Genomic DNA, 23,029 nt, shown 5'->3' with positions numbered 1-23,029 from the left:
TCGATCAGGATCCCGCCGCTTCCGTGACGATGCGGAGATCCTTTGCCGGGCGATCGGCCGGCGGACGATGATGTGCGCGAAAGGCACTTGCCAATGTCTTCAGCGTCGCACGCGACTTCGCGTCCGACAATTTCGACAGCAGCATGATCTCGGATGGTGGCAGCGCGGGGAGGCCGAACTTCTCGGTCACCTCGACCGCGCCCGGCGGGACGACCCGGCGAGAGAACACCGAGATCGCGAGGCCCGCTGAGACGGCCTCGGCGACGGCAAAGGCTCCGCAGCCCAGGAAGGTTTCGGTCCAGAGCAGCCCCGCCGTGTCGAGCGCATGCGTGGCGGTGTTGAGGATGCCGCAAGACGGCGAGGAGGCTGCCAATCGAAATGGCTCGCCGGCGCGATGGACAAAGTCCGGCGTGGCAAACCAGCCGAAATGATCGGGCCCCAGAACCTCGCCGTCGCGCCGGTCGTCGTCCCGGAACACGATCACTGCGTCGATCGTCCCGCGATCGAAGGCCGCCAGCAGGTCACGGGCATCGTCGAGCCGTACCTCGATCGTCAGTGCCGGATCATGCGCATTGAGCCGCGCCAGCAAGGTCGGAAGCTCGGGCGCGCCGACATGGGTCGCGATCCCCAATGAGAAACGGCGGCGAACGGACGACAGCCCAGCGACGGCGCGATCGTGCGCGGCAAGGAAGGCGCGCGCGGACTCGAGGAACACCGCGCCCTGCGCCGACAGGCGCACCAGCCGCGGCGTTCGCTCGACCAGTTTCTGGCCGACCCGGTCCTCCAGCCGTTTCAGCTTCACGCTGATCGCGCCTTGCGTGGTGCCGAGCGCGGCGGCGGCACGGGTAAAGCTCTTGAGATCTGCGATGGTCACGAAAGCCTTTACGGCGTCGACGTCGAGCGTGGTCATGTCAGTCATCCGGAATTGTTGTCTCTGAAATATCTAGTCATCCAATTCAACAATGCTCAAGCCGTGACTAGCTTTCGGCTGTGAAGCGCTGTGGCCACCCGATTTCCGCCGCTGCTGCCTCAATACATCGTGAGTCGATCGACCGACGCTGCTGCCAGCACCCTGGCAACAGCGTGCGGTATGCCGTTGGCTTGCCACAACAAAAGGCCTGATCATGTCTACCGAGCTGAGCCGCCGCGGCGCCGTCGTGTTGTCCGCCGTATGCCTTGCCTGCCTGATGTTTGGATTGGAGATTTCCAGCATCCCCGCGATCCTGCCGACGCTGGAGCGGGTGCTGCACGCCGACTTCAAGGCGCTGCAATGGATCATGAACGCCTACACGATCGCGGTGACCACGGTGCTGATGGCGATCGGGACGGTGGCGGACCGCTATGGGCGCAAGCGCATCTTCCTGGTTGCGATCGCAGCATTCGGCGTCACCTCGCTGATCTGCGGTGTCGCCCAGAGCGTCGAAATGCTGATTATCGCCCGGTTGCTGCAGGGGCTGAGCGGCGGCGCGCTGTTGATTTGCCAGATCGCCGTGCTGTCGCACGAATTCCAGGGCGGCCGGCTGCGCGCCGTCGCCTGGGGCTGGTGGGGCGTGATCTTCGGCATCGGTCTCGGCTTCGGCCCGATCATCGGCGGTGCTGTGGTGGCACTGCTGAGCTGGGAATGGGTATTCCTCGTCCACGTGCTGTTCGCGGCCGTCGCGTTCGTGCTCACGATCGGTGGCGTCCATGAATCGAAGGACCCGAAGGCGAGCAGCCTCGACGTCGCCGGCATCGTGACGATGTCGCTCGCGGTGTTCTGCCTCGCCTTCTACGTCACGCAGGGGCCAGATCTCGGCTTCGTCAGCCCGAAGGGACTCGCGATCCTCGGCGTCTCCGCGCTGAGCTTCATGGCGTTCCTCGTTGCCGAGAGAGTCAGCCGGCGGCCGATGTTCGACTTCTCGGTGTTTCGGATCCCGGCGTTCTCCGGCTCGATCGTCGGCTCGGCCGCGATGAACCTCAGCTACTGGCCCTTCATGATCTATCTGCCGATCTGGTTTCATGCGGGCCTTGGCTATGACAGCGTGTCCGCCGGCATCGCGCTGCTCGCCTACACGCTACCGACGCTGGTGATGCCGCCCTTCGCGGAGCGCCTGTCGTTGCGCTACCAGCCGGGTCTGATCATTCCGGCCGGCCTGTTCACCATCGGCACCGGATTCATGCTGATGAAGTTCGGCAGCGCCACAGCACAGCCCGACTGGCTGACGATGCTGCCGGGATGCCTGATCGCCGGAATTGGCCTCGGCATCACCAATACGCCGGTCACCAACACGACGACCAGCTCGGTCTCGAGCGACCGCGCCGGCATGGCCTCCGGCATCGACATGAGCGCGCGCATGGTCTCGCTTTCGGTCAACATCGCCCTGATGGGTTTCATCTTGGCGAGCGGCGTGCTGGCGCATCTGAAGGCCGTGTTGCCTGCGCTGGACGGCGCGCAGCTCCGCAGCATCGCGGAACGGATCGCGGCAGGTGACGCCGCATCCGCGCCGGAGCTGACCGGCCCTGTCGTGCATCAGGCACTGGCGAGCGGCTTTGGCTGGGTGATGCTCTATGGCGGCATCGGCGTCTGGATCATGGCCGCGGTCAGCTTCCTGATCTTCAACGCGCGGCCGGTGCGGCAGGCGGAAGCTCAGGGCAGCAAGTGAACCTGATGTCGCCGCGCCCGCCCCGGGACAGGGGCGGGCAGGCGGCATTCACTTCACGAGGGTCAGCAGCGGCTTGTCTTTCTCGACGATATAGGTCGCAAGCTCGCTGGCGGTGACGCTGCCGACGTTCCTTGCTGCATGGATCGTGGCGGCGGGGATGAACAGCACGTCGCCCGCCTTGAGCGTTGCCGGCGGTCTCCCGTCGACATCGTATTCGAGCGTGCCGGCGAGCACATAGATGATCTCTTCGCCGGGATGCGTATGGCGGCCGAATGCCTTGCCGGGCGCGATGTCGACACGCACCTGGACGGCTTCGCGTCCGGGAGCGCTGAGGTCATGGCGCTGCAGGTCGGTTCGCGTGATGCCGGCCTGCTGCTGCGCCTGGGCCGTCGGTATCGTCAGGAAACTTCCGGCGATCAGGGCCGCCCTTGCGAGCAGGCGCGTCGCCGTCATCAGCTTGCTGGTCATTTTGAACTCCGGGGTTTGTCTTCTGGACTTGTCCGACCGCGAACCGGCAAGGCGCCGGCCCGCGTCGGAGGTCGTCATCCGCGTGTTTCAAACGAGGGTGGTGGTGACGTCGATGTTGCCGTGGACCGCCGCCTTGGAGTAAGGGCAGATGCCGTGCGCGGCTTCGATCAGCTCCTGGGCAATTTCGCGCTCGACGCCGGGAACGCGGACGTTGAGGCGGGCGCTCAGGAAGAACGAGCTGCCGGCCTGGTTCAGATCGATCTCGGCGTCGACCTCGGGCTCACTCGCGAGCTTGACCTTGCGCTGTCCGGCGGCGAGCTGGATCGCGCCGATGTAGCAGGCCGACCAGGCGGCGGCGAACAGGTTTTCGGCGGCCGGGTGCGGCTGCGGCAGCTTGACGTCGAGGAAGCCGTCGCGCGAGCGGGCGGCGCCGGTCGGGCCGGCGGTGACGTGGGTCTTTCCCGTGACAAGAACCTTTGCATTGGCGGTCATGGCGAGCTCCTTTGGTTGGATGTATATCGCATCCGATCTAATCGGATGCGAGTTGAAATAGTCCCCGCAATGGACCGTGTCAAGCACTTCCGATTTAATCGGATACGATTTATATTGGGCGAACTTCACAAACTCCGGAGACGCCCGTGACCCGCACCGCCAAGGCCGAGACCAAGGGCCGAAAACTGTCGAATTTTCTGTGCTTTGCGGTCTATTCGGCCAATCTGGCCTTCGGCCGCGCGTATAAGCCGATCCTCGACGCGGTCGGCCTGACCTACACCCAGTACATCGCCATGATCGCGCTGTCGGAGGCCGACGAGCAGACCGTCAGCGAACTCGGCGAGAAGCTGTTCCTGGAGTCCAACACGCTGACGCCGATCCTCAAGAAGCTGGAGCAGAGCGGCTACATCAGCCGCGTCCGCGATCCCGCCGATGAGCGGCAGGTGCGGGTGAGCCTGACGGCAGCCGGCCGGCGCCTGCTCGACAAGGAGATCAACGCGTCGCTGGTCGACGCCACCGGGCTCGGCGACGAATTTCCCATCGTGCAGAAGAGCGTGGTCAGGCTGCGCGACAATCTGCTGCATCACACGCGCGGCGATTCGAAGAAGACCTGATGCTGCGGCAGCGGCGCGCCGGTAGCCCATAACGTGCTGCCGGAGCAAATTGTAACGTGCTGTATCCGCGCCGCGTCGTTCCGCATTTTCGCCACGGCGCAACCGGCAACTCCGCTCTGGTTCCGGATGACACGGAGTAGAGCTTGCGCAGAAAGTTGCCATTCGTCTGCGGGATAATCGCGACGACAAGTCTGCTTTGTACGGCGGTGCCGCCTGCCGTGGCGCAACCGGTCTCACCGGATCGAGCGCAGCCTTCGCCGCGCGCGGGCGGCGATCGTTCCCCGGCGGTCGCGGCCGAAATCTGGGACGCCAATCATGATGGCGTCTACACCTGCGACGAGTGGAAGGCCTATCTCGGGCGGCTGTTCGATCGCGCCGACCGCAATCACGATGGACATCTCACCCCGGCGGAGTTCGAGGGCGTTCGTCGCGCCGGCAGCGCGCTCGCCGATGCGGATTTCGGCTATTTCGACGAGAACCAGGATGGCACGATTACCCGCCGCGAATTCGTCGAGAAGCCGAACGAGTTCATTCTGCAGAACGACAAGAACGGCGACTGCCGTGTCGCGCCGGACGAACTAAAGGATACCGGAACCGACCAGAAGCGGCCGAGCGGCAGGGGCAAGCGGTCCTGAATTTCGGTCTACCCCGACACGAGCGCGCGAAGCGCGGGGCGAGGCGGGCTTGCCATGCTTCGATCCGATCCAGGATGCACCGCCCCTGGCAATTTGATCCGGACAAGAAGGCCGTGCGGTGCATTGTCGTGCAAGGACAGCTCGCCGCCGTGGCCGCACACCATGGCCTGAGCGATCGACAGGCCGAGTCCGAAGCCGCTTTTCTCATCCATCGTGCGGGCCTCGTCGCCGCGGGCGAAAGGCCTCAACATCTCGGCCCGGCGGTGCTCCGGAATCCCCGGGCCGTCGTCCGATACGTCGATGGTGGCGTGATCGGCGGATGCGGTCAGCCGGATATCGACCTCGCTGCCGAACCGTAGGGCATTTTCCACCAGGTTGGTCACGGTCCGGCTGATATCGCTCGGGCGGATCAACAGCGAGGCCCTGGTCGGACCGTGGTAGCGCACGACATGGCCGCAATCGGAGAACTGCTCGGCTATCGTCTGCAGCAGCGCGGCCACATTCACGAGGGTCGGCTTCGCCGCGCTGCCGCCGCTCAGGAACGACAGCACCGATTCCAGCATGGCCTGCATTTGGTCGAGGTCGTGCAGGGTCTCCGCGCGTTGGGCGTCGTTCTCGATATATTCGGATCTGAGCCGCAGCCGGGTGATCGGCGTTCGCAGATCGTGACTGATGGCGGCGAGCATGCGCGTGCGGTCATTCATCAGGGTGGTGATGCGTTCGCGCATCCGATTGAGTGCGACCGCCGCGGCGCGGATCTCTTGCGGGCCGGTCTCGGCAAGCGGCGCAGCCGCCTGGCTGATACTGAAGTTCTCGGCGGCGCGGGCAAATGCCGAGAGCGGAGCACTGAGTGCGCGGCCGGCCCACACGCCGAGCAGCGTGACGCTCACGAACAGGAACAGGAATGTGCTCAGCCAGAAGGCGCCGAAGAACGGCGGGATTTTCGCCGGGCCGATCGTCGCTTCGAACAGGGTTCCATCGGGTAGCCGAACCACCGCCGGCGCGGTCTTCGTGGAAAACTCCAGGTCGACATCGTCGACGCCTGATACTCCGGACGACGCATCGTCAGACAGGCCTGGAGCTGCGTCGCGCAATGTGAAATGCAGCCGGGGAAACGCCCGATCGGCCGCCTGCAACAGCGTCGCGCGCTCGGCCGCAGGCGTCTCGGCCAGGAGTTTGGCAACCAGCTGGAACTGATGGATCGGCCTGTCCGCAAACGATTTCGGCTTCTGGCTGGTGAAATAAAGTCCAATCAGCGCGTGGATCAGCACCAGCGAAAGCAGGATCAGCGCGGCGATCTGGCCGCTGATCCGGTGGAAGCTGAAGAGCGCGGCAATCCTGCGGGTCCAGCTCATGCATCCTCCACATGCGGCGTGAAGATGTAGCCGCCGGTGCGCACCGTCCTGATCACCGACGGTCCTTCGCCGGTATCAAGCTTGCGGCGAAGCCGGCTGACGAGCACGTCGATGCTGCGCCCGAATGGGCTGGCTGGCCGGCTGCGTGTCATGGTCAAAAGGCCGTCCCGCGTGAGGATCCGGCCGGGCCGCTCACAGAAGGCCTGCAGCAGGTCGAACTCCGCGCTGGTCAGCGGGACCTGGGCGCCGTCGGGATCGCGCAGTTCGCGCAGGCGAAGATCGATGGTCCAATCCTGGAAGCGCAGGCGCACGGCGCTCTGGCCGGAGCGTCCGGCAAGACCAGCCTGGGCCTGGCGGCGCAGCACCGCATTGATCCGCGCCAGCAGTTCGCGCGGGTTGAAGGGTTTGGCGAGATAGTCGTCCGCTCCCATCTCGAGCCCGAGGATCCGGTCGAGGTCCTCGCCCTTCGCCGTGAGCATGATGATTGGAATCGTCGAGTCGCCGCGAAGGCGCCGGCACAGCGTCAGTCCATCCTCTCCCGGCAGCATCAGGTCGAGCACGACGAGATCGAGGGAGTGTCCGGCAAGGTAACGATCCATTTCCTTGCCGTTCGAGGCGGTGGCCACCAGGCACGATTGGTCGCGCAGGTAGCGGGCAATCAAGTCTCTGGTCGGCAGATCGTCCTCGACGACCAGGATCTTCGGGGTATGTGCGAGCATGGTTTGCGACTGGGCCTCGTCATCAGGTCATTTGCGCGCATTGCAGCGCGCTGGCTTAGCCACCAATCGACCAGCATGCGCATCGCTTGTGGGCGGCATTGCGCCTTTTCGTAAGCATAGTGTTTCTGAACTGTAAGCGGCGCGCGCGGCCGGAAACAAAGCCGGGACCGGGGCTGCATCGCACAGCGCTCACAGTCGCCAATCACTGGAAATAATCCCGCAATCCGGCAGCCACACCGCAGCCATCACCATCCCGCCACAACGGACGACTGGTTCGCGAGGTGTGGAATGAAGATGTGGCGGGGCTTGGTCGCGGCGCTTGTGCTGACGGGATTTTCGATCCCGGCGACGTCAGTGACTTGGTCAGTGACTTGGCTGTTGTTGGCACCGGCGGCGGCCCAATCGGTCGATGCGATCGCGATCGAAGGCAACCGGCGGGTCGAGGCGGAGACCATCCGCTCCTATTTCAGGCCGGGGCCGGGCGGCCATCTCGATCAGGCTGCGATCGATGACGGGCTGAAGGAGCTGGTCGGGACCGGGTTGTTCCAGGACGTCAAGATCAATCATGCGGGCGGGCGGATCGTCGTCTCGGTCGTCGAGAACCCGGTGATCGACCGTGTCGCGTTCGAGGGCAACAAGAAGGTCAAGGACGAGCAGCTCTCGGCCGAGGTGCAGTCCAAGCCGCGAGGTACGCTGTCGCGGCCGATGGTGCAGTCGGACGCGCTGCGGATCGCGGAGATCTACCGCCACTCCGGCCGCTACGACGTGCGGGTCACGCCTGAGATCATCGAACGCTCGAACAATCGCGTCGATCTCGTCTTCACTGTCGACGAGGGCGCCAAGACGGGTGTCAAGACCATCGAGTTCATGGGAAACAACAGCTTCACGGCGGCGCGCCTGAAGGACGTGATCAAGACCCATGAGACGAACTTCCTGAGCTTTCTCGGTAGCGCCAACATCTATGATCCCGATCGCGTCGAGGCCGACCGCGACCTGATCCGCCGGTTCTACCTCAAGCACGGCTATGCGGACGTGCAGGTCGTGGCCGCGCTCGCCGAGTACGACCGCGAGAGCAAGGGTTTTCAGGTCACCTTCAAGATCGATGAGGGACAGCAGTACCGCGTTGCGACGGTGAGCTTCCGCTCGACCGTTGCAGGCTTCGATCCGAGCATCCTGCGCTCGCTTTCGCGGGTCAGCGAAGGCTCGCTCTACAATGTCGAGGCGATCGAGAAGTCGGTCGAGGACATGCAGATCGAAGCGTCGCGCCGCGGCTACGCCTTCGCGGTGGTCCGTCCGGACGGCGACCGGAATTTCGAGGCCCACACCGTGGGGATCGTGTTCCGCGTGGAGGAGGGGCCGCGCACCTATATCGAGCGGATCGATATTCGCGGCAACGGCCGCACGCGCGACTACGTGATCCGGCGCGAGTTCGATCTCTCCGAGGGCGATGCGTATAACCGTGCGCTGGTCGATCGTGCCGAGCGGCGGCTGAAGAATCTCGACTACTTCAAGACGGTCAAGATCACCACCGAGCCCGGCTCATCGAGCGATCGCGTGGTCCTGATCGTCGATCTGGAGGAGAAGTCGACCGGCGACTTCTCGGTCTCGGGCGGTTACTCCACGACCGACGGCGCGCTCGCCGAGGTCAGCGTCTCCGAACGCAACCTGCTCGGCCGCGGCCTGTTCGCGAAGGCTACGGTCAGCTACGGCCAGTACTCGCGCGGCCTGTCGCTGTCCTTTGTCGAGCCGTACCTGCTCGATTACCGCGTCGCGCTCGGGCTCGATGCCTATTACAAGGAGCAGCTGCCGACCTCCTACACGACTTATGGCGTGAAGACGATCGGGTTCGCGCCGCGGCTGGGTCTCGCCTTGCGCGAGGATCTGACGCTCCAGCTGCGCTATTCGCTGTATCAGCAGGAAATCTCGCTCGATAGCGCCTATAACAACTGCAACAACAACGCCTCCAACACGTCGCTCGCGTTCAATCCGACGCCTGCTTACATCAAGGACGTGCTCGGCGGTGTCGATCCGACCAACTCGGTCTCATCAGGGCTCTATGGATATGGCTGCTACGGCGACGGCGAATCCACCCTGCCCGTGCGCAAGGAGCTGGCTGCCGGCGCGACCTGGACCTCGGCGATCGGCTATACGCTGACCTACAACACGCTCGACAACAACAAGAACCCGACCGACGGCCTGCTGGTCGACTTCAAGCAGGATTTTGCCGGCGTCGGCGGCGACGTGACGTATCTGAAGAGCGCGGTCGACGCCAAATACTACACGCCGCTGGTGTCCGACCTGATCGGGCTGATCCATCTGCAGGGCGGCCTGCTCACCAAGGTCGGCGACAATGATCTACGGATGCTGGATCACTTCCAGATGGGGCCGAACCTCGTGCGCGGCTTTGCCACCAACGGCATCGGGCCGCGCGACATCACCTATGCGAGCTTCGGGGCGGTCGGCGATGCGCTCGGCGGCACCAAATATTGGGGTGCGTCGATGGAGTTGCAGATGCCGTTCTGGTTCCTCCCCTCCGAGGTTGGGCTGAAGGGGGCGGTCTATGCGGACGCCGGTTCGCTGTGGGGTTATGAAGGTCCGACGTCATGGGCTGCGACCGGCGAGGTGAACACGGCTGCCTGCAAATGCGGTCTCCAATACGACGATGAGAATGTCGTGCGAACCTCGGTCGGTGTCGGCCTGATCTGGGCCTCGCCGTTCGGGCCGCTGCGCTTCGATTACGCTGTGCCGATCACCAAGGGCAAATACGACATCGTGCAGGAGTTCAGGTTCGGCGGCGGGACGTCGTTCTGAGAAGGCGACCGTTTCGCTGCCGGCGAAGCTCCGTCACGTTCGTGCGAGGTGCTCTCCATCGTGCGGACGGCGTGCCGGGTGTAGTGCTATGTGGCCGGCAAGACTAAATGGCCGGAGCCGCCAATGCGTAAAGTGCAACGACGCACCTTCCTCGCAGCATTGATCCTGCTGCTCGCACCGCTGATGGCCCGTGGCCAGGACGCAACCCGCGGTGTCAATTTCGTGCATCCATTGCAGTTTAGTGACGCGGAGCAGGAAGCCGCGCTCGCCCGGATCGCGGCTGCGGGCATACGTGTGATTCGATTCGGCATGTATCAGCAGGATCTCGACAAGAATCTCGGCTTCATCGTGCGCGCCCATGCCCACAATATAGCGGTCGATCTTATTCTCCACGGTCTCTATCCGCCTGACGCAGCGCGGCGGCCATATCAGGCCAAGGAGTTTCCGGGCATGTCGGCAGGGCCGCCGATCTCGACGCTCAGCCCGGAACTATCGAGGGCGTATTTCCAGGAATTGCTCGACAAGCTTGATGCCGACGGCATCGTGCTTGCCGCGTTGGAACTCGAGAACGAGATCAACATGGCCGGCAGCAACCCAGACTTCAGCCTTCCTGGCGAGGGCCGGGTGCTCGGTCTCAACGATCTCAGCCACGACAAGGAGGGGCAGAGGGTCGCCAAAGGTTACCTGCAATATCTCAAGGTGCTGGCGGCGCTGAAGCAGGTGCGCGACCATTCCCGGCTGAACACGCAGACGCCGCTGCTGCCGACCAGCCTGGTCGACATTGTCGAGGAAGGCCCGTGGCCGACAGCAAAGCGGTATGACGGGGTAAGCGTTGGCGCGACTATCGCCTTCATGCGCGCCAACGGCCTCGACCGGCTCGTCGATGCCTACAATCTCCACACCTATCCCTGGGCCGATCATCCCGGTGACAAGGCGGCGGCGATCCATCGCGCGCAACGCCTCGCGGCGCTGGTTCAGCCGGTCTGCGCCGCCGCCGGCTCGGCTGGCGGCAAGCCGTGCTGGATCACCGAGTGGGGGTTCAGCTATGGCAACAAGGCCTGTGCCGCGGACGAGGCGGCCCGCAGCGCGCTGGTGCAGGAGATGATGGGTGATTTCGCGCAGCGGGTGCGCGAGCGTCGTCTCTCTGGACTGATGTATTATTCGTGGACTGGCGATCCGTTGTTCGACGTCGATCGGTGCGGCAGCCTGACGCGAAGCGGACAGGCTGCGATCGCGCCGATCGCCGGTAGATGACGTCTCGCACCGCGTGGGCTGTTGCATCAATCGTCAACGGAGCAGTCGTCTGATCCGGGTGTGCGAGCAAGCGTCGCCAGCACGAAATCGGCTCGCGCTGATGGTGATATCTTCGGCAGGCTGATGACGTCGTAGCCGAGCATGGGGAGCGCTTGCATCAGCCGCCGATACTCGGCCGTCGCAGCCTCGAAGTCGTGCCGTCGCTCGGCGTCGGTGACGTAGATCTCCGGCCACGGCGGCGTCATGAACACGCGTGCGTGGTAGCGACGGACGGAGCAAATCGCGCGCAGCACCGGCTCGCCCGTCATGGCTTCCAGCGCCGATGCCTCGTCGACGAGGCCGCGATCGAAGAACACCCATCCGGAATGGGCTTTGGCCATCGCCATATCCTGAAGTGCGACGTCAATGGCGCGGCGTAGGAAGGCCGCGGTATCGATCCCGGGCAGGGCGTTACCGCCGGATGCAAGCTCATCGGCGATGATGCGGCGGCCGGGCTCTTCGACGACCGGATAGCAGCGTGCGCGCAATTCGGCCAGCAGGGTCGATTTTCCTCCGCCGGAGCAGCCGGAGATCAGGACGAAGCGACTGTTCAAGAGGAGGTCCTTTCCTTGCAACGGAGAAAGCAGAGTGGCGTCCCGCGGTCGCGGAACGTCTGACGGCACTTGCATGTCTGGGGGATTACCCGGAGATCGCTCGACGGGCGCGATCAGGTTAGCGTTGGGGCGAGCGCATGCAACAGCGTTGGAGGTGCGGGCCGGAGTCGAACCGGCTCATGGCGGTTTTGCAGACCGCAGCGTTCCCATTTCGCCACCGCACCCGAGCGAGGCGCGTACGCCTCGCGTTAATCCTTCCAGGGATCGAACTCGCCTTCACCCGCCATGGCCACGGCAAACGGCCGCAGCGTGTGCAGCACCTTCACCGTCCCGGCGTGCCGTGCAAGCACGTCCGGCAGACGCCGATAGGCCATCGGGCTTTCATCGAGATCGGCGCCAATAAGCGTGACGCCGCGCTCGTTGAGCCAGCGGTCCATCTCCTCGCGCGTGAAGCGGCGCTTGGCTTCGTTACGGCCGAACAACCGCCCGGCGCCGTGCACCGTCGAGTAGAGGGAGGCCTTCGCCTCCGGACTATCGACACCCTCGAGAATGACGGCATCATCGCCCATCGACCCGCCGACAAATCCCCGCTGGCCGGGGAAGGCCGGCGTCGCGCCCTTGCGCACCACCCACAAATCCTTGCCGTCATGCGTTTCGCGCCAGGCATAGTTGTGGTGGTTGTGCACGGAATCGGTGACCTTGCCGCCAATGATCTGGCGGACACGATCCACGACCCACTCGCGGCCCGCATAGGAATAGCGCCCGGCGAGCTGCATCGCGGCGATATAGCGGCGCCCGAGCTCGGAATCCTCGTCGACGATGGCGGGCGGAACGTTCATTCCGTCCTTGCCGCCGGCGGCCTTGAGGTAGCGGGTCGCGCTGGTGTGCCCGAGCCCGCGGCTTCCGAAGTGAACGCCGATCCAGACGAAGCCGGCCTCGTCGCGCATCAGGTCGACATAGTGGTTGCCGGAGCCGACCGTGCCGAGCTGGCCGATCGCCTTCTGCCGGTAGGCCTCCATATCGCTTTCGCGCCAGGCGTCGCCGTCGTCGAACAGCGCGTGCTCGACCTTCTCGATGTTCTTCCGGCCGATGCCGAAGGAGATCACCTTGGCGACGTCGCGAATGATGGTCGGGACGGTTTCGCGGATGTCGTCGAAGCACACGTCGAGCCGCGCGGCCATGTTGCCGCAACCGATGTCGAAGCCGACGCCGGAGATGCTGATCTGCTTCTCGTAGGCGATCACGCCGCCGACGGGCTGGGCGTAACCGAGATGGCCGTCCGCGCAAATTACGCCGGACACGACGTTGCCGACCGCCATGCAGTTGCGCATCTGCTTGATGGTCGCCGGGTCGTGCTCGCCGAACACCTTCAGCGGCGCGTTCTTGAAACGCTCCTCCTGCGGGCGCAGCATCGCAATCTCCGCCGAGGCCGCATCGGCCTCGCGCGCAAGCTTCTCCTTGCGGGCGGCATCGCGATACAGGCACCAGGCCGGCTGGCCGCGGCCTTCGCCGATGCGGGAATCCGGATCGATGCCCGCGGCGAGGCAGAGTTCGCGGGCGCGCTCCTGGTAGGGATCAGGTCGTCGCATTGTGTTGGCTCCTGCTGAAGCTGGATCAGCCGCGCATTCCGCGCGGCCATTCGGCATTGTCGCTGCCGGAGTTCGACCAGACCGCGCGTGGGCAACAAAAAACCCTCCGAAGCGGCTGGCTCGGGAGGGTCCGTGACTTACGGATTGTCGATCGCGCTTAAGCGAGACCGCTCCCATGAACCGGGCATGCACAGACGATCGGCCGTAGATTGGCTGATCGTCGGCGGATCTGTTCGTATCCGTGCTGCGGTTTCGGTTGCATTGGCTTGCTCGCAATGGTTCGCGAACATGGAGCTCGCGAGGGCCGCCGAAATACGCCTGCAACCTCTGAATGTCAAGTGGCGCACACGAGCGGTTGGTGTGATCGCGCCGCGCTTTCGTGATGTGAAGCGATTCCGCATTCGGGCCGGCGCGACCGGCGATATTGGAGCAGGGCGGCGCCTTGGAAAAGCGCCGATCCCTTATGCAGTTTGTCGTCTAACACTGCTATTTAGGGTTGTTACCGGACACCCGGTCCAGTTCATGATCAAGAGGGGCGCGCTCGTGCAAAAGTTGATTTCCGTCGCAGCCATCATGTTGGCGGTCCTGTTCGCGGCGTTACCGGTATTCGGGCAGAGCTCGCCGCCGAGTGAAGCCGCACGAAAAGCCGAACTGGTTGCCGCCTGGCAGGCCGCGAGTCAGGCCGGCACCGCCGGTCCCGCAGACGTGACGCTGATCGATCAAGCCAGGCTGAAGCTACCGGAGGGACGTTTCTTCGTCCCGAAGACCGAGGGGACGCGCGTGTTGCGCGCGCTCGGCAATCTCGTCAACGACGAGACCTTTATTGGTCTTGTCGTCGGCACGCGCCAGAACGATCAGTGGATCGTGGTCATTCGCTACGTCAAGGAAGGCTACATCAAGGACGACGATGCGAAGAACTGGAATGCCGACGAGCTCCTGAGCGGGATCAAGGAAGGCGTGGAGGAGAGCAACAAGGATCGCGTCGCGCGCGGCTTCCCCGAATTGGAGGTGGTGGGATGGATTCAGCCGCCGGCCTATGATGCCGGAGCGCACCGCCTGGTGTGGTCGATGCTGGGCAAGGACAAGGGACAGCCCGATAACCAGCCCAAGGGCGTCAACTTCAACACCTATGCGCTCGGACGAGACGGCTATTTCAGCCTGAACCTGCTGTCGAACTCCGATCGCATCGAGAGCGAAAAGCCGGTCGCGCGGGAATTGCTCGGCGACCTGTCCTACAATGAGGGCAAGCGTTACGAGGATTTCAGCGCCGGCACCGATCGCGTTGCCGCATACGGCCTCGCTGCTCTGATCGGCGGGGTCGCCGCCAAGAAGCTCGGGCTGCTGGCGATCGTGACGGCGTTTGTCCTGAAATTCGCCAAGGTGATCCTGCTCGCCGTTGCGGCATTCGGCGCCGGCATCATGAAGTTCTTCCGTCGCAAGCCGCGCACCGATGTGGGTGGTGACGTGACGTGAAGGCGCTGCTGGTTCTTCTTCTCTCGGGTCTCAAATGGGGCAAGCTCGCTGCCAGCGGCGGCGGCATGCTGCTGTCGCTCGCGGTCTACGCCACGATATGGGGCTGGCGCTACGCTGCGGGCTTCATTGCATTGTTGTTTGCGCACGAGATGGGGCACTACGTTGCCGCGCGGCAACGCGGCCTCGATGTCGGAGCGCCGGCTTTCATCCCATTCATGGGCGCCTTTATCGCACTGAAAGACCATCCGGAGGATGTCGAGACCGAGGCCTATGTCGCGATCGCAGGTCCCGTGGCCGGAACGGTCGCAGCGCTGGCGGTCTATCTATTGGCACGATCCGAAGACAGCGGCCTTCTGCTGGCAATCGCCTATTCGGGCCTGTTCCTCAATCTGTTCAATCTGCTGCCGGTGTCGCCGCTCGATGGCGGCAGGGTGACGGCGGTGCTCAGCCCCCGGATCTGGTTCGTTGGGGTGCCGATCCTGCTGGCGTTGATGCTGTACCGGCCGAGCCCGATGCTCCTGATCGTCGCGATCCTTGCCGCCCCCCAGTTGCTGCAGGCGTGGCGCTACGATCCTCATGCTCCGGAGAACATCGCCTACTACGGCGTTCCGCTTCAGACCAAGCTCGAATACGGGGCCGCTTATCTCGGACTTGCGGCGCTGCTTGCGATCATGACTTATGACGTCCATGAGATGTTGAGCCGGTTCGCTCGGCCGGGGTGATAGGAGGAAGACGTATGTCGCGACGACCGATCATCTGCATGGCGTCGCTGCTTCTCGTCTGCCTGGCGGGCACAAGTCCTTCGCACGCGGCGGAATCCGACAGACCGATTCGCGTCGGCGCGGTGCTGCCGTTCTCCGGTGGCGTCGAGCTCTATGGCCAGCAGGCCAGGCTCGGGCTCGATCTTGCCGCCGCGGACATCAACGCGGCGGGCGGCATTCTCGGCAGGCCGGTCGAAGTGATCTATGCCGATGACAAGACGCGGCCGGAGTCGGCCGCCGAGGCCATGCGTTCGCTGGTCGAGAAGGACGGCGTGCTGGCGGTAGTCGGTCCGATCACCTCGCGCAATCTGAATGCGCTGGTGCCGCTTGCCGAGAGCTCGAAGACGCCGCTGCTCTACGCCACCAATTATGAGGGCGGCAAATGCAGCCGCTATCTGTTCTCGTTCGGCGCAGTGCCGAACCAGGAGCTCGGCCAGCTGCTGCCTTACATGACGCAGACCTTCGGCAACACCTATTTCCTGCTCGGCGCCGACCGGGTCTGGCCGCATCAGATGTTCGGCATCGCGCAGCCCTTGATCGAGAAACTCGGCGGCACGGTGGTCGGGACGAAATACACGCTGGGGACCGAGACTGACTTTTCTCCGTTGATCAAGGAGGTCGCGGCGAGCAGGGCCAAGGTGCTGCTGTTCGCGCTGAAGGGCGACGGCATGGACTTCGTCCGGCAAGCTGACGAGGCCGGGTTGCTGAAGGAGATCACCGTCGCGTTCCTCGGACTGTCGGAGGTTGATCTCGGCATCTTCCGTGGCAAGGGCCAGAACATGGTCACCGTCGTGCCGGCGGTCGCAGCGAGCGAGGATCCAGCCGTGAAGGCGTTTGTCGCCAAGGCGCGCGCCGCGGCGAACCCGGGCGTCGCGGTGTCGAACTACGTGATGACGCACTACAACACCCTGATCGCGCTCAAGGCCGCGGTCGAGAAGGCCGGCAAGCTCGACAAGGAGGCCATCATCGATGCGATGGCGGGGCTCGTCATTGCGTCGCCGACCGGCCCCGTGACGCTCGGCCAGGATCACCACGCGGCGATGAACATGTTCATCGCCAGGACGCAAGGTACCGAGCTGGTGCAGGTCCGGCCGCTTGGCGAGATCGCGCCGCAGCCCGGATGCAGTCTGGCTGGCCGGTGAGGGTAGGCCGCGCATGAGCCTTGAAGGCTGCCACGGTCGCAAAAAAGTGAGCCAGGGCGGTCGTCCACTGTCGGTTCCACCCAGGTCCGTTCGTCTTTCAGCCAGAGCGCACTGCATGGGAGTTCCGGAATGGCCAATTCGACCTATCGCTGGGTGATCGTCGCGGCTGGCGGCCTGCTTGGCTGCGTCGCGATCGGCGGCATGTTCTCGCTGCCGGTGTTCCTGCAGCCGATGGCGCGGGAGACCGGTTGGTCGGTGACCGGCATTTCCAGCGCGATGACGATCGGCTTCCTCGCGATGGCCTTCACCAGCATGATCTGGGGCACGCTGTCCGACCGCTTCGGGCCGCTCCCGGTGGTGCTGACCGGATCGATCGTGCTGGCGGCAAGCCTTGCGCTGGCAAGCCAGGCACCGTCGCTGCTGGCATTTCAGTTTCTGTTCGGCGCGCTGGTCGGCGCGGCCACGGCGGCGATCTTCGCCCCGATGATGGCCTGCGTCACCGGCTGGTTCGACACCCATCGCAGCCTTGCCGTCTCGCTGGTGTCGGCCGGCATGGGCATGGCGCCGATGACGATGTCGCCGCTCGCGGCCTGGCTGATCTCCTACCATGACTGGCGGACGTCGATGCTGATCATCTCAGGCGTGGTCGGCGCGATCATGATCCCGGTCTCGCTCTTCGTACGTCGCCCGCCGGCGCTGCAAGGCGGCCACGCTGAAGCGGCGAGCACGAACGGTGAGCCGCCGATGTCGCTGGCGCAGGCGCTGCGCTCGCCGCAATTCATCATCTTGATCGCGACCAATTTCTTCTGCTGCGCCACCCATTCCGGGCCGATCATCCACACGGTGAGCTATGCGGTCACCTGCGGCATTCCGATGGTCGCGGCGGTGACGATCTACAGCGTGGAAGGGCTCGCCGGGATGGGCGGCCGCATCGCCTTCGGCCTGCTCGGCGATCGCTTCGGTGCCAAGCGCGTGCTGGTGCTGGGGCTGCTGGCGCAGGCGTTCGGCGCGCTCGGCTATGTCTTCGTGCGTGAGCTGGCCGCGTTCTACGCGGTCGCGGCGATCTTCGGCTTCATCTATGCCGGCACCATGCCGCTGTACTCCGTGCTGATCCGCGAGAATTTCCCGCTGCGGATGCTGGGCACCGTGATCGGCGGCACCGCGATGGCCGGCAGCCTCGGCATGGCGACCGGACCTTTGGCCGGCGGCCTGATCTACGACACCTTTGCGAGCTACACGTGGCTCTATGTCGGCTCCTGGGCCGTCGGCCTCGGCGCGTTCCTGATCATGATGACGTTCCGGCCGATGCCGGCGGCGCGGTCCTCAGCGGTGCCCGCGCCGGCGTAAGTCCGGTGCGCGCGTGAAGCCAACCGCTTCACGCGCGGCTGCGCTTCGGCCGCCGGATGGCGCGCACCTTGTTGTTGGTCGAGCCGCTGCCGCAAAAGAACCGGTCCTTGCCGTCGGACTCGAGCCCGGAGACGAACACGCCCTGCGGCATCTCGAGCCGTTCCATCACCTCGCCGGTCTGCGGATCGATGCGCCGGACATCGCTCTGGTCCTCTTCCCAGGTGCCGTGCCAGAGTTCGCCATCGACCCAGGAGACGCCGGTGACGAACCGGTTGCTTTCGATGGTGCGCAAAACCTTGCCGGTTTCGGGATCGACCTGGACGATGGTGCGGTCGCGATACTGGCCGACCCACAGCGAGCCTTCCGCCCAGGCAAGACCTGAGTCGCGGCCGCCGCCGGGCGAGGGGATCGTCGACACCACGCGTCCGCTGTTCGGCTCGATCTTCAGAATGCGGTCCTCGGCGATCTGATAGAGGTGCTTGCCGTCGAAGGCGGTGCCGGCGTGGGCCGCGATATCGAGGGTGCGGGTGGTATTGCCGCTGTCAGGATCGAAGGCGACCAGCCGGCCACCGGCCGCGAACCAGACCTGCTCGCCGTCGAAGCTGACGCCGCCCACGCTCTCGACGCCCTCGAACGCATATTCCCGAATGATCTCGGCCTCGGACTTCTTCATGCGGCGCTCCTGTGATGGCTGTCTGATTCTAGCCGTTCGGCAGCGGAGCGGGGAGTAACAACGTCGTCGTGAATCCCGGCACCGGGGGCGTCATCCAGCGCCGGGCCCGGGCGCGGCCGACCGACTGCACCTTGCCCGTGGCGGCCAAGGCGTCGAGCGCGCGCTGCACGGTGCGCTGGCTCGCCCCCAGCGCCACCGATAGCGCCGAGCTCGACCAGGCCTCGCCGTCGGCGAGGAAGGCCAGCACCGCCGCGTGTTCCTCCTCGACCGGCAGCGCCAGCACGGTGACCTCGCGGCGGCCATGCGGCTCCAGCACGAAGCCGTCGGGCGTCGCGCTGAGATCGGCGAGCGGCCGCAAGGCCCGGCGCAGCCGTCCGATCTCGACCCGCAGCCGCGCACGGTGTGATTCATCAGCGTGCTTGCCGCGAAATGCGCGCGCGATCAGCGTGCCGCGCGACACGTCCTGCGGCCAGGCTTCGCCCAGCGCGCGGGCGAGCGCGAACAGCACCGGCCGCCGCGTCAGCGAGACCGTGGTGCCGGTATCGCGCACGACGTAGCGGCAGGCATCGACGACGAGCGCCTTCGAACCCATCAGGGCCTCGACCTCCTCGAGCAGCAGCGGCCGCTCGTGGCCGCGCGCGATCAGGCGCGCCGCCGGCGTGGCGAGCAGGTTCGCGGTGCTCTCCACTTCGGCCGCAAGCTCGGCGATGCCGGCGCGGCGCGCGGCATCCCTTGCCCGTGCCAGCGCTTCTCGAGCTGGCGTCGTACGCAGCCGCCGCATCGCGATCCCGGCGACGACGAGTTCATGGCCGACCCGCAGCGCCGGCGGGAAGGGTGCCGGGTCGAGGTCATCAAGCATGCGCTCGGCCGCATCGAGGCTCCCGATCAACAGCAGGCGGCGGATTTCGAGATAGCCGGCATGCGCGGCATTGAGCGCGTCGCCACGCGCCGCGAGCGTTGCGCGCGCTGCCGCGAGGCTTTTCCTCGGAAAGGAAAGGTCGCGCGACACCAGCGCGATTTCGGCCTCGGCAACCACGCAGCGGGACCGCGCGATGGCTTCACGCGGGCCGAAGGCGCGGCCCGCGCGCCGCAACAGCTCCTTGGCGCGGGTGAAATCACCGAGCCGGGCCATCGCGATGCCGCGCAGGGCCAGCGCCGGCGCATCGTCGCGCAGGGCCACCCGTTTCAGTGCGCCGAGGGGATCACCCGCCGCGAGCGCGCGCGCCGCAGCCGTAATCAGCGAATCCATTCGAATCCCGACACACTTGTCACTCTCGCCCTCCGAGGCCCGGCTCTAACCTAGCACATGACGACATGGATCATCTCCAGAGAGATCGAATGACGACCGGAATCGAGACACATGAGGATTGGTTGAAGGGTCGGTTCGGCGGCCGCGGTGCCATGGTCGCGCGCTGGCTGTCGCTGGCGGCGGCGCCGACCTTCGCTGTGATGGCGCTGGTGGCCGCGCTGGCGCCGGCTGACATGATCTGCGGCGCCATGCAGGGACCGTTCTCGTTGCAGGGGATGGTCCCGATGTACGCGCTGATGAGCGCATTTCATCTGGCGCCGTGGCTGCGCCTGTTCCGATGACCGGCTCATCCCCCCGGCAGGGTGAAGACCGCGCAGGGCCGTGCGATGCCGCGCAGCTCATGGGTGCCGAGCGCGACCAGCGGCATCTCGGTCTCGGCGGCGAGCGCGCCCGAGACCAGCACGGTCTGCTCCAGCGGCTTGCACAGGCCTTCCAGCCGGCTGACCAGATTGACCGCGGCGCCGATCGCGGTGAAGTCGAGGCGGTCGGCGGCGCCGATATTGCCCCAGTGCACCTCGCCGAGATGCAGCGCCACGCCGAACGGCAGCGGCGGCAGGCCGTGCTTGCGCCGCTCGGTATCGAGATGCGCCATGCCGACGCGCGCCGCCGACACCGCGCGCAATGCAGCCTCGCATGCGCTGCGCGCGCTGGTCGTGACCGGAAAGATCGCGAGCAGCCCGTCGCCGATGAATTTCAACACCTCGCCGCCGAAGGCGTGGATCGCGCCGGCGATGCGGTCGAACCAGGCATCGAGCGCTGCGATCACCTCGGCAGGCGGATGGCTTTCGGAGAGCGCGGTGAAGCCGCGCAAGTCAGCAAACAGCAGCGCCGCCCGGATGGTTTCGCCGGTGTTGCGCCGCAACGGCGATGCCAGGACGCGCGCCGCGCTGCGCCGCCCGAGATAGGCCTCCAGCGCCGCCGTCAATGTCGCGCGCGCCGCGAGCGCGGCGAGCGGTGCGGCCGTGAAGCGCGCCGCCTCGCGCAACTGATCCGTCTCGGTTGGCGTGAAGGCGCGGGTCCCGATCCAGCCGAGGGTCGGGCCATCCGGCCGCGTTCCGATCGTGTCCTCGTGGATCGGGCCGGGTGCGAGGCCATTGAGCCAGCGCCGGCCCGCATCGCCGGATCCGACCATACCGGGCATGGCAAACGGTTGTTCCGGCGCGAACCCGAGCGCCTCGATGACCTCGCCATTGCCGGCGCGCCACAGCCAGGTGCGCCTGGCGATCAGCGGGTGTGGAACTTCGAGCGTCAGCGCGCCGCCGGCAAGCGGCAGGCGATCCGTGATAAGATGGCTACCCAGATCCGCCAGCAACCGGTTGGCGCCCGCGGTCTCGGCCGCGGCGTCGACCAGCCAGCTCAGTGTCGAGGACAATCGCATCACCCCATCATGGAGTTGATGCGCCACCCTTGTCACGAATTATCCCTGAAGACCCACCGTCAATGGAGGAAGGATCGATGACTGAAGCCTTCATCGTTCAACGCGAGATCCAGATCGCAGCGCCGCCCGCAACCGTGTTCGCCTTCCTGACCGATCCGCAGAAGATCGTGAGCTGGATGGGGCTCGAGGCCGAGACCGAGCTGCATCCCGGCGGGCTCTATCTGCTGAAGGGCCTCGGTAACGACCGCGACCGCGCCGCGCGCGGCGCGTTCCGCGAAGTCGTGCCGGTGCACCGTCTCGCCTACAGCTTTGGCTGGGAGGGCGGCGCGGAGGTCCCTCCGGGATCGAGCCTGATCGAGATCGACCTGATCAACAAGGACGCCGGCACGCTGTTGCGGATGACCCATAGCGGCCTGCCGAACGCGGAGCAGTGCGCGAGCCATAGCAGGGGTTGGACGCACTACCTTGCCAGGCTCGCGCTCGCGGCAGCGGGGCGAGCTCCAGGCCCCGACCGCGGTCCGCACGGCTGAACCGCCACGCTGGTGCGGTTCAGTCCGTTCGCTCATTTGACGTCGAGCGTCGCGCGCAGCATCCAGGCGTGCTTCTCGTGTGCCGTGGTGCGGACGTTAAGCATGTCCATCGTCGCCTGATCGCCAGCCGACTCGGCGACGGTGAAAGCATCGCGGATGGTCCTCACGGCCGTCTCGTTGTCATGCAGCAGTTCGGCCACCATCGCCTCCGAGTCGAGGCTGGCATATCCGTCCTTGATCGCCGTGAGCTTGGCGAATGCGGAATAGGTCTGCGGCACCAGTTCGCCGAGGGCGCGGATGCGCTCGGCGATATCGTCGAGCGCTTGCCATTCCTCCCGATATTGCCCTTCGAACAGCGTGTGCAGGGCCTGGAACGTCGGACCCGTGACGTTCCAATGGTAGCCATGCGTCTTCAGGTACAGCGCATAGGTGTCGGCGAGAACCGTCGAGAGCGCCGCCGCGATGTTCGTCCGCTCGGCCTCGGCGAAGCCGGTGTTGACGGCGATGGTCATAGTCTTCTCCTTCGCGGTTCGGATTGAAATTCGGCGCGGCGTCATGTCGGCCATTTCGAGCCGAGGATGATCGAGCAGAAGTTCACCCGTGTGTAGTTCATGTCCTTCAGCGCCAGCACGTCGGCCTTGACGTTGCCGAAGGTGGTCAGCGGCTTCTTAATGGTGCCGGCCGCGAAATGATCGATGATGTTCTCCTTGAAGTTCGCCTCGCGCGGATGGTGCGCGCAGACATGGTCGCGGTGCTCATGCGAGAAATCGTCATAGGCGATGCCGAGTACGTCCATCTCGACGCCGGCGGTGACCAGCGCGATGGTCGGACGCATATGCTCGGGGATGCCGGGCGTGGTGTGCAGCGCGATCGAGGCCCAGACGTCCTCGATGTCGCGCTCGGCGACGCCGTAGCCCTTGAGGAAGTCGCGTGCGGCGTTGGCGCCGTCGACCTCGAAGCGCAGATCGGGGCTCGCATGTTTGGCGGTGAGGCCCATGTCGTGGAACATGGCGCCGATATAGAGCAGCTCGGGATCGAACTTCAGCTTGCGGCGGTTGCCGGTCAGCGCGCCCCAGAAGAACACGCGGCGGCTGTGGTTGTAGAGCAGGTCGTCCTCGGTATCGCGCACCAGCTGGGTCGCGGCACGCGCCATGGCGCTGTCGGGTACACGGATGCCGGCGATGATCTCGGTCATTTCAAGACGCTCCTCGATATGGCAAGACGATGCCGTGGCGTGCGAAACA

At 65.3% G+C, this 23,029-nt stretch carries 23 protein-coding genes and 1 tRNA gene; 11 read left to right on the top strand and 13 right to left on the bottom strand.

Going from position 1 to position 23,029, the window contains the following annotated elements; all coding sequences use genetic code 11:
• Positions 1-4 precede the first annotated feature (4 nt).
• Entirely contained in the window at positions 5-910 is a 906-nt protein-coding gene (locus Q0030_RS06240; protein WP_298364099.1) for a LysR family transcriptional regulator, read from the bottom strand.
• A 214-nt stretch (positions 911-1,124) separates the two neighbouring features.
• On the opposite strand from Q0030_RS06240, the gene Q0030_RS06235 reads away from it, so the two are divergent.
• A complete protein-coding gene (locus tag Q0030_RS06235) occupies positions 1,125-2,642 on the top strand; it encodes an MFS transporter (RefSeq protein WP_298364089.1) in 1,518 nt (505 codons plus the stop codon).
• A gap of 48 nt (positions 2,643-2,690) precedes the next feature.
• On the opposite strand, the gene Q0030_RS06230 is transcribed toward Q0030_RS06235, so the two are convergent.
• On the bottom strand, positions 2,691-3,095 hold the full coding sequence (locus Q0030_RS06230; RefSeq protein ID WP_298364603.1) for a cupin domain-containing protein: 405 nt from the start codon (positions 3,093-3,095) through the stop codon (positions 2,691-2,693).
• A gap of 102 nt (positions 3,096-3,197) precedes the next feature.
• The gene (locus tag Q0030_RS06225; protein ID WP_298364087.1) at positions 3,198-3,602 is read right to left on the bottom strand and encodes an Ohr family peroxiredoxin; all 405 of its coding nucleotides are present in this window, start codon (positions 3,600-3,602) and stop codon (positions 3,198-3,200) included.
• 146 nt (positions 3,603-3,748) lie between these two features.
• Here Q0030_RS06225 and Q0030_RS06220 point away from each other — a divergent pair, with 146 nt between their 5' ends.
• Together Q0030_RS06220 and Q0030_RS06215 are read left to right on the top strand one after the other, a co-directional pair.
• A complete protein-coding gene (locus Q0030_RS06220; protein WP_298364085.1) occupies positions 3,749-4,216 on the top strand; it encodes a MarR family transcriptional regulator in 468 nt (155 codons plus the stop codon).
• Between the two features lie 218 nt (positions 4,217-4,434).
• Positions 4,435-4,851, top strand: coding sequence for an EF-hand domain-containing protein (locus tag Q0030_RS06215; protein ID WP_298364081.1), 417 nt, complete (start codon positions 4,435-4,437; stop codon positions 4,849-4,851).
• Positions 4,852-4,859: 8 nt separating this feature from the next.
• Here the strand turns inward: Q0030_RS06215 and Q0030_RS06210 are convergent, their stop codons facing one another.
• Positions 4,860-6,206 (bottom strand): ATP-binding protein, encoded by a 1,347-nt coding sequence (locus Q0030_RS06210; RefSeq protein ID WP_298364078.1) that lies wholly within the window; start codon positions 6,204-6,206, stop codon positions 4,860-4,862.
• Complete coding sequence (locus Q0030_RS06205) at positions 6,203-6,925, bottom strand: response regulator (RefSeq protein WP_298364075.1); 723 nt, start codon at positions 6,923-6,925, stop codon at positions 6,203-6,205. The genes Q0030_RS06210 and Q0030_RS06205 overlap by 4 nt, the downstream gene beginning before the upstream one ends.
• 288 nt (positions 6,926-7,213) lie before the next feature.
• Between Q0030_RS06205 and bamA the strand changes: the two genes are divergently transcribed.
• A complete protein-coding gene (gene bamA / locus Q0030_RS06200; protein WP_298364073.1) occupies positions 7,214-9,736 on the top strand; it encodes an outer membrane protein assembly factor BamA in 2,523 nt (840 codons plus the stop codon).
• Between the two features lie 123 nt (positions 9,737-9,859).
• Entirely contained in the window at positions 9,860-10,990 is a 1,131-nt protein-coding gene (locus tag Q0030_RS06195) for a hypothetical protein (protein WP_298364070.1), read from the top strand.
• A 26-nt stretch (positions 10,991-11,016) separates the two neighbouring features.
• Here Q0030_RS06195 and Q0030_RS06190 read toward each other — a convergent pair whose 3' ends face one another.
• From Q0030_RS06190 to Q0030_RS06180, 3 genes are all read right to left on the bottom strand, one after another.
• Positions 11,017-11,583 (bottom strand): AAA family ATPase, encoded by a 567-nt coding sequence (locus Q0030_RS06190; RefSeq protein ID WP_298364067.1) that lies wholly within the window; start codon positions 11,581-11,583, stop codon positions 11,017-11,019.
• Positions 11,584-11,732: 149 nt separating this feature from the next.
• Positions 11,733-11,807, bottom strand: a tRNA-Cys gene (locus tag Q0030_RS06185).
• 24 nt (positions 11,808-11,831) lie between these two features.
• Positions 11,832-13,172: an RtcB family protein gene (locus tag Q0030_RS06180; RefSeq protein WP_298364061.1), complete on the bottom strand. Its 1,341-nt coding sequence runs from the start codon at positions 13,170-13,172 to the stop codon at positions 11,832-11,834.
• Positions 13,173-13,304: 132 nt separating this feature from the next.
• Here Q0030_RS06180 and Q0030_RS06175 point away from each other — a divergent pair, with 132 nt between their 5' ends.
• The 4 genes from Q0030_RS06175 to Q0030_RS06160 all read left to right on the top strand — a co-directional run bounded on the left by Q0030_RS06175 (position 13,305) and on the right by Q0030_RS06160 (position 17,895).
• A complete protein-coding gene (locus Q0030_RS06175) occupies positions 13,305-14,645 on the top strand; it encodes a DUF2167 domain-containing protein (RefSeq protein WP_298364059.1) in 1,341 nt (446 codons plus the stop codon).
• Entirely contained in the window at positions 14,642-15,367 is a 726-nt protein-coding gene (locus Q0030_RS06170; RefSeq protein WP_298364056.1) for a site-2 protease family protein, read from the top strand. Before Q0030_RS06175 ends, Q0030_RS06170 begins: the two co-directional genes overlap by 4 nt.
• A gap of 14 nt (positions 15,368-15,381) precedes the next feature.
• Positions 15,382-16,548: a substrate-binding protein gene (locus Q0030_RS06165; RefSeq protein ID WP_298364053.1), complete on the top strand. Its 1,167-nt coding sequence runs from the start codon at positions 15,382-15,384 to the stop codon at positions 16,546-16,548.
• A gap of 129 nt (positions 16,549-16,677) precedes the next feature.
• The gene (locus Q0030_RS06160) at positions 16,678-17,895 is read left to right on the top strand and encodes an MFS transporter (RefSeq protein ID WP_298364050.1); all 1,218 of its coding nucleotides are present in this window, start codon (positions 16,678-16,680) and stop codon (positions 17,893-17,895) included.
• 28 nt (positions 17,896-17,923) lie between these two features.
• Here the strand turns inward: Q0030_RS06160 and Q0030_RS06155 are convergent, their stop codons facing one another.
• Positions 17,924-18,568: a glutaminyl-peptide cyclotransferase gene (locus Q0030_RS06155; RefSeq protein ID WP_298364047.1), complete on the bottom strand. Its 645-nt coding sequence runs from the start codon at positions 18,566-18,568 to the stop codon at positions 17,924-17,926.
• Between the two features lie 28 nt (positions 18,569-18,596).
• Entirely contained in the window at positions 18,597-19,817 is a 1,221-nt protein-coding gene (locus tag Q0030_RS06150; protein ID WP_298364042.1) for a helix-turn-helix domain-containing protein, read from the bottom strand.
• Positions 19,818-19,969: 152 nt separating this feature from the next.
• Here Q0030_RS06150 and Q0030_RS06145 point away from each other — a divergent pair, with 152 nt between their 5' ends.
• Positions 19,970-20,158, top strand: a complete 189-nt coding sequence (locus Q0030_RS06145; protein ID WP_298364601.1) for a hypothetical protein — start codon at positions 19,970-19,972, stop codon at positions 20,156-20,158.
• Between the two features lie 5 nt (positions 20,159-20,163).
• On the opposite strand, the gene Q0030_RS06140 is transcribed toward Q0030_RS06145, so the two are convergent.
• Positions 20,164-21,255: an adenylate/guanylate cyclase domain-containing protein gene (locus tag Q0030_RS06140; RefSeq protein ID WP_298364039.1), complete on the bottom strand. Its 1,092-nt coding sequence runs from the start codon at positions 21,253-21,255 to the stop codon at positions 20,164-20,166.
• A gap of 77 nt (positions 21,256-21,332) precedes the next feature.
• Between Q0030_RS06140 and Q0030_RS06135 the strand changes: the two genes are divergently transcribed.
• The gene (locus Q0030_RS06135) at positions 21,333-21,785 is read left to right on the top strand and encodes an SRPBCC family protein (RefSeq protein WP_298364036.1); all 453 of its coding nucleotides are present in this window, start codon (positions 21,333-21,335) and stop codon (positions 21,783-21,785) included.
• 32 nt (positions 21,786-21,817) lie between these two features.
• Here Q0030_RS06135 and Q0030_RS06130 read toward each other — a convergent pair whose 3' ends face one another.
• Positions 21,818-22,297: a Dps family protein gene (locus tag Q0030_RS06130; protein WP_298364033.1), complete on the bottom strand. Its 480-nt coding sequence runs from the start codon at positions 22,295-22,297 to the stop codon at positions 21,818-21,820.
• Between the two features lie 41 nt (positions 22,298-22,338).
• On the bottom strand, positions 22,339-22,980 hold the full coding sequence (locus Q0030_RS06125; RefSeq protein WP_298364030.1) for an HD domain-containing protein: 642 nt from the start codon (positions 22,978-22,980) through the stop codon (positions 22,339-22,341).
• Between the last annotated feature and the right edge of the window lie 49 nt (positions 22,981-23,029).

The sequence above is a fragment of the uncultured Bradyrhizobium sp. genome, from assembly GCF_947648125.1.
Taxonomy (GTDB): Bacteria; Pseudomonadota; Alphaproteobacteria; order Rhizobiales; family Xanthobacteraceae; genus Bradyrhizobium.
The sequence above is the reverse complement of the archived record's forward strand: the minus strand, read 5'-3'. Positions and strand labels throughout refer to the sequence as shown.